We start from the raw sequence: 15,309 nt of genomic DNA, 5'->3' as shown, positions 1-15,309 counted from the left end.
TCATCGTTCATCACTCCTCATTCATCATTCATTTCCTCGGACAACGGCTTCGTAGAAGTGATTCAGGAGTAAGGCCCGCAGATTCATGACGGGCTTTCCGTACGTCTTGGAATCGTCCGGATAGACCCGGTTGGTCAGGCAGATGTACACCAGGTTGTACTTCGGATCGACCCAGACGTAGGTTCCCGTGTAACCGGAATGGCCGTACGCCTGATCGGAAGCATACGCCTTCGTCACTTCGCCAGAGAGCCTGGTCCGGTCAAAACCGTAGCCCCGGCCGCTTCCTTCCGATTGCCGGGCCGTAAACAGGTCCACCGTGGCCGGTTTGAAGAACATCTGCCCGCCGTACGTACCTTTGTTCAGATAAAGCTGGTAAAGAATCGCCAGGTCGTTGGCGTTCCCAAACAGACCGGCATGCCCTTCGACCCCCCCGGCCATCGCGGCCCCCGGATCGTTGACGTAACCCTGCACCCGCATGTTCCGAAACCAGTTGTCGTTGTCGGTGGTGGGCGCGATGCGCGAACGCGAAAACCGGGTTCGGGGCAGAAAACCGGTGGCCTGCATCCCCAGCGGGCGGTAAAATTCATTCAGCACAAACTCATTCAGCTTCTGGTGGGAAACCGTTTCGACGACTTCCTTCAGCATGTACATGCTCACGTCGCTGTACACGTATTTGCCGCGCGTCGTGACCGGCGACCGCAGCGTGACGGGCCACATCACCTCCTCAAAATAACGGGCCCGCAGAAAATAGCGGTCGGCCACGGGGGTCGGAAATGCCGCCGACGAGTCGGCACTCAGGTCCAACGGGCGCAGTTGTTCGTAAAATTTGATGTAGGGCGTGTAGCCCGCTTCGTGCAGCAGCGCTTCCCGAATGGTGATCGTGGCTTTGTCCGGAATCCGCCGGGTCTGGGCAACATACGTACTGATGGGATCGGTCAGCCGCAGGCGGTTTTGGTCCAGCAGGCGCATGATGGCCGGGGTGGTGGCGCTCACTTTGGTGATCGAAGCCAGGTCGAAAATGTCGTCCGGTTTCGTCCTTTCCGGTTCCGAGTAGGTGTGATGTCCGTACGCTTTGTGGAAAACCACCTGCCCGTCTTTGGCCAGCAGCACCACGGCTCCGGGGGTTACATGCTGCGCGATGGCCACCTGAACCAGCGAGTCGATGGCAGTCAGCCGGGGGCTGGCGATGGAAACCGCTTCGGGCAGGGAGTAGCCCAGCCGGGTTTTGACCGTCGCGTAGCCGCTGCCCTTCTGATAAACCGGACTAAAGGCGGTTTCCAGGCGGTGCGTAGCGGCCATTCCACCAAAAACCAGCTGAGCTGCGGCCGAGGCTCCCTCGGCGGTGTTGGTGGGGTACCAGATGAGGGGGGCCGGCACGGCATCAAACCGGGCCAGGTTTTTTCCAGTTCCGCTCAGGACCACCACCACCGGATGGGTGGCTTGCAGTTGCGTGATGAACGAGAACAGATGGGGGCTCAAGGCGAACGAATCCGAAACCGTGATCAGCACCAGGGTGTAGAGTTTGAGGTGATCCCGCAGCGCCAGCCAGATCGAATCGGCGGAGGCCGGGGCGATGGAAAAACCGGTAATCGGGGCGTATTTGGCGGCCAGGCTGTCGAAAACCGCCCGATGCCCGAAGCCGCAGTGAACGCTGGCAATGCGGGCCGCCGGTAGGTTTTTAACCGGGATCAGGCCGGACGAATTGTTGAGCAGGGTGACGTGCTTTACGGCCTCTCTCCAAGCCAGCAGGCGGTTTTGTGGGGCAGACTGCGGTTGCGCGGTGGCGATTCGTCCACCGAGGAAGATCAAAAAAATCAGCAAGCTATTTTTCATACGGGGCGCCAGTGAATGCCCAAATAGTATTTTCAAAAATAAGAACCTCCAGCTACGGCAAAACCGGGCGGGTGCCTTTCCAGCTCAGTTTTTCGTTGGACAATAGCCAGGTGCGGCCTTTGTCGTTGTTGCCCTGGTAAAATAAATACGTTTTTCGGTTACCGTCTTCAAAAATATGCGGATGCCCCGATTCGCTGGCGTTCCAGCTGCCCGGAGCGCCGTTTTTCAGAAACGGTTCCGACTGCATCCGTTCCCAGTGCAGCCCGTCTTTGCTGTGGGCAATGCCAATCTGTTGCGGCCAGTTGTTGTAGGCTCCGGCGTAAAACATCACCAGTTCGCCGTTTCGTTCGATCACCGAAGCGCCTTCGATGCACTCGCCTTCCCAGGGGAGCTCCGGTTTCAGAATCGGCCCGTCGGTGGACAGTTGTTGCCATTCGTCGCGGTTGAAGGCGGTTTTCAAGGGCGTGACGGCTACGCCCAGAAGCTGGTATTTGTAGGCCGGATCGCGGGTGGCGAAATACAGAAAATACTGATTTTTAAACCGGTACACTTCGGCGTCGATGGCCCGGCCGCAGTTCCACGAACCCGTCGGGCGGAAAACCGGGTTGGTGGCGTTGCGCGTAAAATGAAGGCCGTCGTCCGACCACGCGTGGCAGATGGCGTCCTTCGGTCCGCCCCCGTACGTCTGGTAAAACAGGTGCACTTTCCCGTCTTTCAGCAACGCCCCCGGCGCGCAGATGCCCGCTTTTTCGTAGTCGGCAGCGGGCGGAATTTCGGCAATTTTCCGCCAGTCGATCAGGTTGCGGCTTTCGGCCACCCCAATGCCCCAGCCGTGCTTGACGCCACTGGAGTCGGTGTAGGCCGGTACGGAAAAATACATCAGGTAACGCCCTTTGAATTTAACGACGTGGGGATCTTTCGCATACGGGCGACCCAACCGTTCCCGGTCGCCGTACAGCATCTTGCCGGGCTCTTTTTCGTTAACGAAATTCGGGCGCAGCCAGCCGCTGCTCAGGGTCAAAAGCAGAATCAGGACGACCGGGCCCGTAAAAGGGGAATGTTTCATGGCAGCGTTCAGCGGTTTCGCCAAAGTAACGGACAATTTCGGATTTTGGAATTACTTCTCCTGCAGAACCAGGCCACCGTACCCGCGTTTTTCAACCAGGAGACCGGTACGGACAGCGGCTGGTGGATCGGGTGCTGTCTGACGGGGAGGGCGGTTTTTTGAAAGGCGCCGTTATTTGTTTTGGTCAGCGTTGTTTGCGAATGGCTATTTTTCCGTCGAATATCTGCTGCCACTGCCAGCTGGTTTGGCCTTTTTCGCGCGTCAGAAGAACGAAGGGCTCATTCGGTTTCACCCGGTTTCCCGCGTAAAAGGCCCCCGCCAGCGTGGACCGGTAGTAGACCTTCAGGGTACTGGCGTTGCCCGTTGCCCAGCACTCCAGGCGGTAGGACGTTTGAATTCCCTCAGCCTGAATTTCGCACAGATTCATGCCGCGGTACTGGTCCCGGACCTGAATGGTGTAGGTTACGCCCTCCGGATGCTCGCCCGACCATTTGCCGAGCCAACTGTCCGTTTGCCGAAAACTAAAAAGGACGGAAACCGTAACCCATAAACCCAGTAAAGCCGATCGTTTGTGCATAGCCGCCAGGAAAGGTAAATGAACTGCTCACCCTTCCATTGACTACCGAACGGGGTAATTTGTTTTGGTTTTTCGGCACCGGCAGGGTTTCGTGCGCCAGGGCCGTTCTGGAACCATCCCAAAACAAAACCGGATGGCACCGGGTTATTTTTCACAGGAATGAGTTCGCTAAGCACTTATAACCGAGAACCGTAAGCCTGCATTAACTCCGAAAATCATGACCGAGAACGGCAGTCAAGCAACGACCCACCAGCCCAAAAACCGGGGGGCTATCTCCGAAGCAAAGGACGGGGTAAAAACCGGTTATTTTGCGGTCAATGGCCTGAACCTCTACTACGAAATCCACGGCAGCGGCCAGCCGCTGGTGCTGCTGCACGGGGGCGTCTGCAACATTGAGATTACCTTCGGGGCCGTGCTTCCGACCCTGGCCCGATCGTGGCAGGTGATTGCCATCGAACAACAGGGGCACGGGCACACGGCGGACATCGACCGCCCGATGAGCTTTCCGCAAATGGCCGACGATACGGCGGCTCTCCTGCGCCATCTCGGCATTGACAGGCGGATTTTTTCGGACACAGTGACGGCGGGAATGTGGGCCTGGGCGTGGCCATCCGGCATCCCGAACGGGTGCGGAAGCTGGTGGTTGTCGGCACCAATTACAACAACGAGGGGCTGGCACCCGAGGTGCTGGAAAGTTTTAAAACCGTCAACCCCGACGATCCTGATTTCCGGCGGTTGAAAGCGTCGTACGAGAAGGTCGCTCCCAGACCGGAGGACTGGCCCCGGATGGTCAAAAAAGTTTTTGAAATGGCGCTGGCTTTTCCGGGCTGGAAAGCCGCCGAACTGCAAGGCATCCAGGCCCACACCCTGACTATGATCGGGGATGCGGACGTGATTCGCCCCGAACACGCGGTTGAGCTGTTTCGCTTGATTCCGCAGTCAAAACTGGCCATCCTGCCCGGCTCCGATCACAGCCTGCCAATAAAACGGGCCGATTGGCTGGTGGACCAGCTGACGGATTTTTTGCAGGCTCCTGGGCCAGCCGCTTCCTGAGCCTGCTTCCGGGCTCTAGCCGGTTTTGGGGATTCGGCTGGTGAACGAGGGGCGCAAACGGAGACTTGTTCGTCCACCATACGACCCGGTTTTGGCAAAAAAACGCCGGTCGGTCGCTAAAAGGGCGGAAATGCTAACAAAACGCCGGCGCGGAGGCTGGTGGCAAAACATTCTGCTTCAGCAAATGGTCTACCTGCCATTCCATCATCCGTAAAACCGCCTTTGTGTATGCCGGTCACGCTTCCTGGGCCTCTGGTTCTGTCTGAGAGTCGCCCCCTGCGTTATGTTGTTTTCTTTTATCTGTACCTGATGCAGGGCATTCCGGCCGGTTTTTCGCTGACTGCGCTAGCCAATTATTTAACCGCCGAAGGGGTCAAACCGTCCGTCATCGGTTCGTTTGCGGCCGTGGTGGGACTGCCCTGGGCGTTTCAATGGGTTTGGGGGCCGCTGATTGACCGCTACCAAAAGTCACCCATGGGGCGCCGAAAACCCTGGGTGATTGGCGCGCAGCTGCTGGCGCTGCTGGCTTCCCTGGCCATGCTTTTCGTTCACAATCCCATCACAGAGCTGCCGACGCTGGTGGTCCTGTTTCTGGTCCACAGTATTTTTGCCGCTGTTCAGGATGCGAGTGTTGATGCCATGGCCATCACGGTTATTCCGCAGCACGAACGGGGCCGGGTGAACGCCTTCATGCGGGCGGGTTTTCTGGTCGGAACCGGGGTCGGCGCTGCGGTTTTTTCGCAGCTTTTGCGCGAACACGGTTTTTTCGACGCAGCCCTCACCCAAAGCCTCTGCCTGTTCACCCTGACCCTGCTGACGTTCTTTATCCGGGAGCGCCCCGACGACCGGTTTCTTCCTTTCCTGAAACGGCGAGGCCCCGACGGGGAAATTCCGTCGCTGCAAAACCGCCCGAATCCGACCTTTCGATGGTTGTTTACGGAATTGCGAAAAGGCATTTTCGCGACCCGAAACCTGCTGTTATTCGGCTCGGTAATAGCCGCCTACGTCAGCATAAGCTTGTTTTTGCGGTCCTACAATTATCACCTGATTCAACAACTGGGCTGGGCCGATACGTCGATTTCGCTGCTTACGGGCACGTTCGGGATGGTGGTTGCCGCCACCACCGCCCTTTTCGGGGGCTACCTGGCCGACCGGATCGGCCCACCGCGTATGTTGATTCTGGGGCTGGGGCTGGTGGCGACCTATCTACTGGTTTTCAATTCGCTGGAAGCGACCTGGACTGACCGCACCGTTGCCCAGACGGGATTGGTGGCCCTGTATTTCATGGACCCCGGCATCAGTGTCGCGGCCATTCCTCTGCTCATGTCCATTTGTCGGCCGGGGGTCGAAGGGTCGCAATTCACGACCTATATGGCGTTTGTCAATTTGTCGGACATTGCCGGATCGTACGTTGCCGGTCAGGCGTTGGCGTACGTCCAGGCTCCCACCATTGGCCTCGTAGCGGGCGGTCTAACCGGCCTGGCCATGATCGGAGTGATCCTGGTTTTACGGCGTTACCGGACGTTCCATTTCAAAGAAACCCAGCCCGGATTAAAACCGTAACCCTGCTGAATCAGGCGGCTCAGTCTGCGGCATCGCGATAAGACGCCGGATAAATATTTTACATACAAAGCATGAGTTTATAGATTTATATTACATACATTTGGAGAATTAATATAGCCTGAACAAAACCATGAAGGGAGCCAATCTGGGTGAATTTGAGGAACTGGTGCTGCTCACGATGGCGGCACTCGGCCGGGACGCCTACAGCGTTGCCATCTGTGACGAACTGGAGCGATTTACCGGCCGCTCGGCCAAGCTGGGGGTGGTTCATGCCGTGCTCTCGAGGCTGGAGGAAAAGGGTCTGGCAAAGAGCTACCTGGGCGAAGCCAGCGCCACCCGGGGCGGAAAACGCAAGCGGTTTTACGAAGTAAGTCAGGCCGGCAAAGTGGCCTTGATGCGCGCCAAAGAAATGCGTGATACAATCTGGCGCAATATACCCGGTTTTAACCTCGAAGGCTCTTTATGAAAAAACCGGAACGCGACGTTACGCCCCCGCAGTGGGCGACCGCTTTTCTGCACTGGTACTGCCGGCCCGGCCTGGCCGAAGATCTGGAGGGCGATCTTTATGAATTTTTCATTCGCAACGTCCGGCAAAAGGGCGCCCGGCGGGCCCGCTGGATTTACGTCATCGACGTTCTCAAGTTCCTGCGCCCCTATACCATTCGCAACATCCAATTCCTGACCTTTTTAGCCCAGTTTATCATGATCGGCAGCTACCTCAAAACGTCGAGACGCAACTTAGTCCGGAACAAATTATTTTCGTTCATCAACATCACCGGCCTCGCGGTGGGCATGTCGGTGGGACTGCTGGTGATTGCCCTTTTAAGTGACCTCCGCTCGTACGACGATTTTCACGAAAAGAAAAACCGGATTTACCGGGTCGTTACGCACCACCAGAGCGACGGCCGATCGGTGATGAAACTGGCTTCGACATCCGTTAAAGCCGGGCGGCAAGTTCGGGCGTCGATTCCGGGCGTGGAGGACGTGACGATCCTGCGGACCGGTTTTTCGGGCGACGCCCACATCGGACCGACCGCCTTCCCGCTCGAAGGCGTGTGGGCCGACCAGTCGTTTTTTACGGTTTTTACCTTTCCGCTCGTGGCCGGCGACCCCCGCACGGCCCTGAAAGAGCCCTATTCGCTGGTGCTCACCGAAGAAACCGCCCGGAAGCTGTTTGCCGACGCCGACCCGCTGGGCCAAACCGTCCGTTTCGACACGCTCGACTACCGGGTAACCGGCATTGCCCGGAACGTTCCCCCGCTTTCCCACCTCCGGTTCGACGCGCTGATTTCCTTCGCTACGGTGGACGCTACCTACGGAAAAACCCAGCCGGCATTCTACGACTGGGACAACATCTGGCAAAACTACGTGTACCTGACGTTGCCGGAAGGAAAAACCGCCCCGGGCCTGCAACCGGCTCTGGATCAATTCAGTGCGGAAGAGAACAAGGCCCTGGAAGGCCAGCAGGCAACGGTTTCGCTGCAACCGCTCAAGGCCATTGCGTTCGGAAAAGACTGGTCCAACAACATCGGCCCCACGGCGGACCCGCTCCTGCTGTGGGTGTTGGGCGGTTTGGCGTTCGTTGTCATTCTTTCGGCCTGTTTCAATTACACCAACCTGTCCATTGCCCGCTCGCTGCGCCGGTCGCGCGAGGTGGGAGTCCGCAAGGTCATCGGGGCCCGGCGCAGCCATATTCTGGGTCAGTTTATGGCCGAATCCGTGCTGATCGCCCTGCTGGCGCTGCTGATTTCCTTCGGTCTATTCCTGTTTTTACGGCGGGAATTTCTGGCGCTCTCGCCCGATATTTCCAGGCTGGTTACGCTCGACCTGTCGGTCCGGTCGGTGCTTTATTTTGTCGTGCTGGCCACGCTCACCGGTCTGGCCGCCGGTTTTTTGCCGGCCTTGTTTTTCTCGCGAATCAGCGCCGTATCGGTAATGAAAGACACCGGCGGAATGAAACTGTTCCGCCATATCGGACTGCGCAAAGCACTGATCGTCATCCAGTATACCCTTTCGCTGACCTTTATTGCCACGACCATCGTGGGGTATGGGCAGTACACCGGTTTTCTGAATTTTGACCTGGGCTTCACGACCGAAAATGTGCTCAACATCAAACTGCACGGCACGGATGCGTCGGTTCTGAAAAAGGAACTGGGCGAACTGCCCGAAGTAAAGGACATCGCGCAGTCGATGATGATCACCAGCCTGGGGAGCTTCTACGGTTTTCAGATGAAATACCAGCCGGGCGATTCGGCCCTGGTCTGGCAGAATAAAGTGGACGAACACTACCTGCCCGTCCACCAGCACCGCCTGCTGGCCGGAACGAACTTCACGCTGCGTCCGGAGCCGGGTCAGGAAAGTGAGATTATTGTCAATCAGCAGGTGCTGAAACGGTTCAACATTGCCGGTCAGGATGCCCGGAAAGCGCTGGGCCAGGTTGTAACCGTAGACGGGAAAAAGCTGACCATCATTGGGGTGTTGAAAGATTTTCATTACGGTACGATGGAGCACAAAATCGAACCCGTGATGCTCCGGTATTCCCGGCAGGAGCCCTGGGGGTATCTGAATCTCAAAATTGCTTCAAACGACCTCGGGGCCACGCTGGGGAAGATTGAACAGGTCTGGAAAAACGTGGATCCGGTACATCCCCTGAAAGCCCGTTTTTACGATGACCAGATCGAAGAAGCCTACCAGCAGTTTTCGGTGATGGTCAAGGTGATCGGCTTTGTTGCCGTTCTAGCCATCTGCATTGCATCGCTGGGCTTGTTCGGGATGGTGGTGTTCACGACCGAAACCAGACGGAAGGAGATCAGCATCCGCAAAGTGCTGGGTGCCAGCGAAACCGGGCTTATTTATTTTCTTTGCCGGGGGTTTCTGCTGCTCCTGGTGCTGGCGGCCGCCATCGCCCTGCCGGCAACGTACCTGTTCTTTGACCGGATTCTTCTGACGCAGTTTGCCTACCATCAGCCGATCGGGTGGACGGAACTATTCGGTGGCGCTTTCCTGGTCATGGTGCTGGCGCTGCTGATGATCAGTCTGCAAACCGCCAAAGCCGCCCGCAGCAATCCGGCCCGGGTGTTGAAAAGCGAGTGAGGTGCGGGGAAAGCCGAATTTTGTTCAGCGCTTTCGAACCGAAAAACGGTATCAGGGTTACAAACAAAAGGCGGGCCGGGTGATTACTCATTAAAAACCGTCTTTTCCTTGACCCGCTATGCGTGAAAAACAGATCATTCATCAGGACATCCAGGTAGCTACCCAGCATTTTGGCCAACCCGATCAGCCCGTCATTCTGCTCCTGGCCGGCGCGACGGTGTCCATGCTCTTCTGGGATGAAGAATTTTGCCAGCGTTTAGCCGATAAAGGCTTTTTCGTCATCCGCTACGATAACCGGGATGTGGGCCAATCAACGACCTATCCGCCCGGCACCACCCCCTACGACATCGTGGATCTGGTCGATGATGCAATCGCTATTTTAGACGGCTACCAGTGCACCAGCGCCCATTTTGTGGGCGTGTCGCTGGGCGGGCTGGTTGCCCAGATCGCGGCTTTAAAAGACCCGCAGCGCGTTGCATCCCTGACCCTCCTGGCAACGGGCCCCTGGGGTGATTCCGATCCGGATATTCCGGAAATGGACCAGCGGATCGTGACGTTTCAGGCCAGGGCCGAATCGGTGGATTGGACCGACGAAGAAGCGGTCGTTCGGTATATGGTGGAGGGGGCGGCCCTGATGAGCGGGCAAAAACCGTTTAACCGGAAACGGAGCGAAGACCAGATCCGGGCGGAGTTTCGGCGCGCCAACAACTACAGCAGCATGTTCAATCACGCAGCTCTGCAAGGCGGGGAAGCCTATTACGGGCGCATCCGGGCCATCCAACAGCCCACGCTGCTCATCCACGGAACCGACGACCTGATCTGGCCTTTTCAGCACACCCGGGTGCTGCTGCGGGACTTGAAAAATTCAACGCTCCTGCGGCTGGAAGGCACGGGGCACGAACTGCACGAAGCCGATTGGAATACGATCATTGACGCCATTGCCGATCACGTGTCAAACGCCATCAATCCAGGCGAAAAACCGTAAAAACCGGTTTTTGCCAGTCAACCGGCGGCATCGAAAACCGGGCAGAAATCGCTAACTGACCCACTTCATGAAACAGGCAAAAGCGGACCGTCCATCGTCGCAATCCTTTATCCGGATCGTCGGAGCGCGGGAGAACAACCTGAAAAATGTCTCGCTCGACATTCCGAAAAAAGTAATTACGGTTTTTACCGGCGTTTCGGGTTCGGGAAAATCGTCGCTGGTCTTCGATACGATTGCGGCCGAATCGCAGCGGCAACTCAACGAGACGTTCACAACCTTTGTCCGAAACCGCCTGCCCCACTACGGCCAGCCGGAAGCCGAACGGCTGGAAAATCTCTCGCCGGTTATTGTGGTGGACCAGAAGCGGCTGGGCGGCAATTCGCGCTCGACGGTCGGGACGATTACCGACCTCTATTCACTGCTGCGCCTGCTGTTTTCGCGCGTGGGCCAGCCGTCGGCGGGCGAGTCAACGGCGTATTCGTTCAACGACCCGCGCGGCATGTGTCCGGAATGTGGCGGCACCGGAACGACCACGACGCTCGACGTCAAAAAGCTGATTGACGAAACGAAATCGCTCAACGAAGGCGCGTTTCGCTTTCCTTCGTTTGCTCCGGGCACCTGGTACTGGAAATACTTCACCCGCTCGGGCTTTTTCGACAACAACAAGAAACTGAAGGACTACACGGCGGAAGAACGCCAGACCCTGCTCTACCGCGACGATACGCAGACGAAAGCAACCGACAGCAGCGGCAGGCGCAAAACCAAAGCCTATAACCCGCTGATGGCCCACAATGAGGGCGTGGCCGATGCCGCGTATGAAGGACTGGTTCCCAAATTTGAACGCATTTTTCTGAAGAAAGATGCCGCCCGAATGAAAGGCGAGCGGAAGGAAGCGTTCGAGCAGATCGTTACCCAAAAAGTGTGCCCGCTTTGCCGGGGCGCGCGGCTCAACCAGAAAGCGCTCGATTCCCGCATCCAAGGGAAAAACATTGCCGATTGCGCGGCCCTGCAGGCCGACACGCTGCTGGCATTCGTCAGCACCATCGAATCGAAATCGGCGGCCCCGGTGGTCAGCGCCGTGAGCGAACGACTCGCCCACCTGGTTTTCATTGGCCTGGGGTATTTGAGTCTGGACCGCGAAACCGCCACGCTTTCGGGGGGCGAATCGCAACGGGTCAAAATGGTGCGCCACCTGGGCAGCAGTCTGGTCGATATGCTGTACATTTTCGATGAACCCAGCGTGGGGCTGCACCCGCGCGACGTGTCGCGGCTGAATGACCTGATTATCGGTTTGCGCGACAAAGGCAACACGATTCTGGTGGTCGAACACGACCCGGACGTGATTGCCATTGCCGACCACGTCGTGGATGTCGGGCCGCTGGCCGGTGAAAAAGGCGGTGAAATTATGTACCAGGGCAAGCTGGAAAACCTGTCCCGCACCGACACGCTAACGGGGCGGTTTTTGCGGAAAAAGAACACGCTTAAAGCCACGTACCGGACGCCGACCGGTTTTTTGAGCGTTAAAGACGCCAGCCTGCACAACCTGAAGCGGGTCAGCGTCGCGATTCCGACCGGCGTGTTGACGGTGGTGACGGGCGTGGCCGGTTCGGGTAAAAGCAGTCTGATCAATGGCGTGCTGACCGAAACCTATCCCGACATCATTTCGATTGACCAGAAGGGCATTCACGGCTCACGGCGCTCCAACGCGGCCACGTTTACCGGGATGCTCGATTCCATTCGCCGGTTGTTTGCCGACGCCAACGGCGTCAAAGCGTCGCTGTTTAGCTTCAATTCCGAAGGGGCGTGTCCGGAATGCAACGGCCTGGGAGAAATTGATTTGGACCTGGCGTTTATGGATAGTGTGGTCACGACCTGCGAAGTCTGCAACGGGCGCCGGTTTACGGAACAGGTGCTGGTCTACCAGTTGCGCGGCAAATCGATCGACGAGGTTTTGCAAATGAGCGTCCGGCAGGCGCGGGATTTTTTCGCTGAAAAAGACCTTCGCCCGTCGCTCGACCGGCTGATCGAAGTGGGGTTGGAATACGTCACGCTCGGCCAGTCGCTTGACACGTTTTCCGGGGGCGAACGGCAGCGCCTGAAACTGGCCGTCGAACTGGAAAACGAAGGCCGGATTTACATTTTCGACGAACCCACCACCGGCCTGCACATGTCCGATGTGGACCGGCTTTTGAAGTTGTTGAACCGTATCGTCGACCGGGGCAGCACGGTTATCGTCATTGAACACAATCTGGAAGTCATCAGCCAGGCCGACTGGATCATTGACATGGGACCCGAAGCGGGCGATGCGGGCGGAAGGGTGATTTTTGAAGGAAAACCGGACGAGCTGATCCAAACCAAAACCTCCGCAACCGGCACCTACTTAAACCGCTACCTGGTGGATTGAAGAAGCCTTACCAGCTGGTCCAGCCGCCGTCCACGAACAGATTCTGACCCGTTACGTATGAAGCCGCATCGGAGAGCAGGAAAGCCACCGCTCCGGCCATTTCCGGCGATTGCCCAACGCGCCCCAACGGGGTTTTCTGCGCCAGCCGTTCCACAAACGCCGGTTCGTTTTGCTGCACGGCCGGGTTGGGAAACGGCCCCGGCGAAAGGCAGTTGCAGCGCACGCCCTGCCGCCCCCAGTGCACGGCCAGATACCGTGTCATCTGAATGATTCCGGCTTTGCCAACACCGTACTCAATCGGATTTTTGTTCATGGGTGATTCATACGCGGCCGGGTCGGGCGAAACCGATCCGTACATGCTGGAAAACAGAACCATACTGCCCCGCCCCAGCCGCGCCATTTCCTGCCCCACCTGACGCGTCAGTAAAAAGGTAGCGGTCAGCCCGCCGTGGTTGACTTCGTCAAAATCCTGCTCGGTCAGGTCTTCCATTTTTTTGCCGGTGGAGGCAAACGCCAGATTGACCAGGCCGTGCGGCACCCCCCGGTTTTTGATGTGTTCGGCGACAAATGCCGGAATGGCCGAACCCTGCCGGATGTCGAGCGTGGCCGGGCTCACCTGGGGGGCGAGTTGGGCGTCGTTGACAAAAACCGTCGCCCGGTTTTCCAGATCGGCGCAGAGGACGCGGGCTCCGGCGGCCGCCAGCAGCCGGACCGTGGCCTGACCCAGATAACCCGCCCCGCCGATGACCCAGATTTCTTTGCCGGTCAGCCCGAACGTGTCCGCAAACAGATCAGTCATTACGAATTCAGATAAACGGTTTTGCCGCCGTTGGCCAGACTTTCGTGGGCCGCCAGCAGCGTTCGGATGATAGTTTCGGTTTTGGCAAAGTCGAGTCGCGGCTGGTTTTCTTCCACCGACCGGATGAATTCGATCAGGTTGTCGCGGAACATCCCGAACCAGTTTTTGACTTCAATCAGCCGCCAGCCGTCTTTGCCAAACAGCGAAATCTGGAACGTCAGCGCAATGTCCATAAACAAATGCACCGTGGCCTGAAAACCGCCGGCAAATTCGAGGTACACCACATCCCCGCCCTCACGCCCGACGTGCCGGACCGAAACCGGCGTCGGATCGCCCAGCACCATGAACAAGCCTTCGAGCATATGAACCCCATACCGAATCCAGTCTTTCTTGCCCACCGCCGTCGCCAGCTGCAACGGGCCCAGCGCCCCGAATTCATTCTTGACCGCCCGCAGCTCCGTCGCGTAGCGCATCGACGAACAGGACATGATGAACTTGCCGCGGGCGACCTGCTCCGCGAAATACGCCAGGTCTTCCAGGCTGCCGGCCAGCGGTTTGTCGATAAACAGCGGCACGCCCGCGTCGATGAACGGTCTGGCCATTTCAGCGTGGTTTTCCGGGTCGTCACGGCCCAGAATAACCGCATCAACCTGCCCGATCAGATCCGTCATTTCATCCACTACGTGATCCACCCGAACGGCTTTGGCGATGCTCTCCGAAATGGCCCGGTCCTGCGCCCAGACGTGCGTCACCCGCGCGCCCGGAATCCCCAGCAGATCGCGGTTGGCCGTCAGGTACGCCGACACGCCGGGATACCCCACCCGGTTAATTTCGTCGGCATCAAAAAAACCGTTGATGAGGGCCGACCAGGAGTAGGGGTGGGCGTTGCCCGCACTCATGCCAATGATTCCTAATTTTACCACAGTTTTATCGGTTGTATGCATACCCCGGCGGGGTCGTTTCGAACGGTAATCTACTCCTTTTTCGCTTTGATTTTCAGGATGGCGTACGCGGCTCCGGCGCGGAGGTCGGCATTTTCGTGCTTCAGGAAGGGGACTAAAACCGGAACATCGGTCGCCGTGCCTTTTTCGGCCAGCGCGGCCGCCAGTTCCAGCTGATCCCCAACGACCGCCGAATGTTGCGTGGCCAGCAGCTTGACCCGGAGCAACCGGTACGGTTCCGACCGGCTTGCCTCCGCCGGAGCCGTTACCAAAGCCGTGTGCACCAGATTGAGCTGAAGACCCGAGGACACCGGTTCGGCCAACGCGGCTTCGGCCAGTTGCTTCCATTCGGCGGCCGTCACCCCACCCAGTTTGCGGAGAATGAAAGCCCCGAGCTTCCGGGGGGCGGTTTCTTCCTGCCGGTTCAGGGCCAACTCCAGAAATTTCCGGCGGTTAACCGGGGCGGTTTTCGCGTCGGCCAAGGTGGCGCTCCAGAGCGTGTAAAGTGCTAAGGGGCGGTTTTCGCCCGCGATGGCTTTCCGGCTTGCTTCGGCAGCGACGGTGGCGGTGGAAATGCCGAGTTTGGCCAGCGTTTCGGCGGCATGGATGCGGTCCGGACCGTTGGGGTCTGCAAACGCGGCCACAATCCGGTCGGTCCAGGTTTTCTTTTCCGCCGGTGTCGCAGCGGCCTGGGCCAGCACCCGCCAGATGCCGATGCGGTAGGGCGACTGGGTCTCAAACTGACGCAATTCATTCCGGTAGACGTCCTGAACACCCGCCGGTTGACCGAGCCAGAGCAGGTATTCGGCGGCATGCACCTTGACCCATTCGCGCTCCGTTTGCAAAACCGTCCGCAATTCCTGGAGACACTGGTTTTGCAGCGCATCGGGGGCGGCCTGAGCCGCAGCGGAATGATGAGCTCCATCAATCATAAGCAGGGCAATAAAAAGTAAGGTTCGGACCTGTTTCATGCGGGCACAAGGGGTGAAAAAACC

Annotated in this window: 12 protein-coding genes and 1 pseudogene; 7 read left to right on the top strand and 6 right to left on the bottom strand. The window is 58.0% G+C overall.

Annotated elements, in window-relative coordinates:
• Window positions 1–24 precede the first annotated feature (24 nt).
• From ACYVHX_RS15240 to ACYVHX_RS15230, 3 genes are all read right to left on the bottom strand, one after another.
• On the bottom strand, window positions 25–1,833 hold the full coding sequence (locus ACYVHX_RS15240; protein WP_460672516.1) for a serine hydrolase domain-containing protein: 1,809 nt from the start codon (window positions 1,831–1,833) through the stop codon (window positions 25–27).
• Window positions 1,834–1,885: 52 nt separating this feature from the next.
• Window positions 1,886–2,899, bottom strand: coding sequence for a family 43 glycosylhydrolase (locus tag ACYVHX_RS15235; RefSeq protein ID WP_460672515.1), 1,014 nt, complete (start codon window positions 2,897–2,899; stop codon window positions 1,886–1,888).
• 184 nt (window positions 2,900–3,083) lie between these two features.
• Entirely contained in the window at window positions 3,084–3,476 is a 393-nt protein-coding gene (locus tag ACYVHX_RS15230) for a DUF5991 domain-containing protein (RefSeq protein WP_460672514.1), read from the bottom strand.
• Window positions 3,477–3,693: 217 nt separating this feature from the next.
• On the opposite strand from ACYVHX_RS15230, the pseudogene ACYVHX_RS15225 reads away from it, so the two are divergent.
• The 7 genes and pseudogenes from ACYVHX_RS15225 to ACYVHX_RS15195 all read left to right on the top strand — a co-directional run.
• Window positions 3,694–4,023: pseudogene (locus tag ACYVHX_RS15225) on the top strand (alpha/beta fold hydrolase); the annotation flags it as partial.
• 44 nt (window positions 4,024–4,067) lie between these two features.
• Window positions 4,068–4,529 carry an alpha/beta fold hydrolase gene (locus tag ACYVHX_RS15220; RefSeq protein WP_460672513.1) on the top strand — a complete coding sequence of 154 codons (462 nt, stop codon included), beginning with the start codon at window positions 4,068–4,070 and terminating at the stop codon, window positions 4,527–4,529.
• Window positions 4,530–4,757: 228 nt separating this feature from the next.
• Complete coding sequence (locus ACYVHX_RS15215; RefSeq protein ID WP_460672512.1) at window positions 4,758–6,092, top strand: MFS transporter; 1,335 nt, start codon at window positions 4,758–4,760, stop codon at window positions 6,090–6,092.
• A gap of 130 nt (window positions 6,093–6,222) precedes the next feature.
• Window positions 6,223–6,558 (top strand): PadR family transcriptional regulator, encoded by a 336-nt coding sequence (locus tag ACYVHX_RS15210; protein ID WP_460672511.1) that lies wholly within the window; start codon window positions 6,223–6,225, stop codon window positions 6,556–6,558.
• Complete coding sequence (locus ACYVHX_RS15205) at window positions 6,555–9,185, top strand: ABC transporter permease (protein ID WP_460672510.1); 2,631 nt, start codon at window positions 6,555–6,557, stop codon at window positions 9,183–9,185. Before ACYVHX_RS15210 ends, ACYVHX_RS15205 begins: the two co-directional genes overlap by 4 nt.
• A gap of 118 nt (window positions 9,186–9,303) precedes the next feature.
• On the top strand, window positions 9,304–10,170 hold the full coding sequence (estT, locus tag ACYVHX_RS15200) for a macrolide hydrolase EstT (protein ID WP_460672509.1): 867 nt from the start codon (window positions 9,304–9,306) through the stop codon (window positions 10,168–10,170).
• Window positions 10,171–10,237: 67 nt separating this feature from the next.
• Window positions 10,238–12,574: an ATP-binding cassette domain-containing protein gene (locus ACYVHX_RS15195; protein ID WP_460672508.1), complete on the top strand. Its 2,337-nt coding sequence runs from the start codon at window positions 10,238–10,240 to the stop codon at window positions 12,572–12,574.
• A gap of 7 nt (window positions 12,575–12,581) precedes the next feature.
• Here the strand turns inward: ACYVHX_RS15195 and ACYVHX_RS15190 are convergent, their stop codons facing one another.
• The 3 genes from ACYVHX_RS15190 to ACYVHX_RS15180 are packed head-to-tail and all read right to left on the bottom strand — an operon-like array spanning window position 12,582 to window position 15,246.
• Entirely contained in the window at window positions 12,582–13,373 is a 792-nt protein-coding gene (locus tag ACYVHX_RS15190; RefSeq protein WP_460672507.1) for an SDR family oxidoreductase, read from the bottom strand.
• Window positions 13,373–14,296, bottom strand: coding sequence for a Gfo/Idh/MocA family protein (locus ACYVHX_RS15185; RefSeq protein WP_460672506.1), 924 nt, complete (start codon window positions 14,294–14,296; stop codon window positions 13,373–13,375). The genes ACYVHX_RS15190 and ACYVHX_RS15185 overlap by 1 nt, the downstream gene beginning before the upstream one ends.
• Window positions 14,297–14,346: 50 nt before the next feature.
• Complete coding sequence (locus ACYVHX_RS15180; RefSeq protein ID WP_460672505.1) at window positions 14,347–15,246, bottom strand: hypothetical protein; 900 nt, start codon at window positions 15,244–15,246, stop codon at window positions 14,347–14,349.
• Window positions 15,247–15,309: the final 63 nt, after the last annotated feature.

Source organism: Larkinella ripae, assembly GCF_054780775.1.
This window is presented reverse-complemented; position numbering and strand designations above follow the sequence as displayed.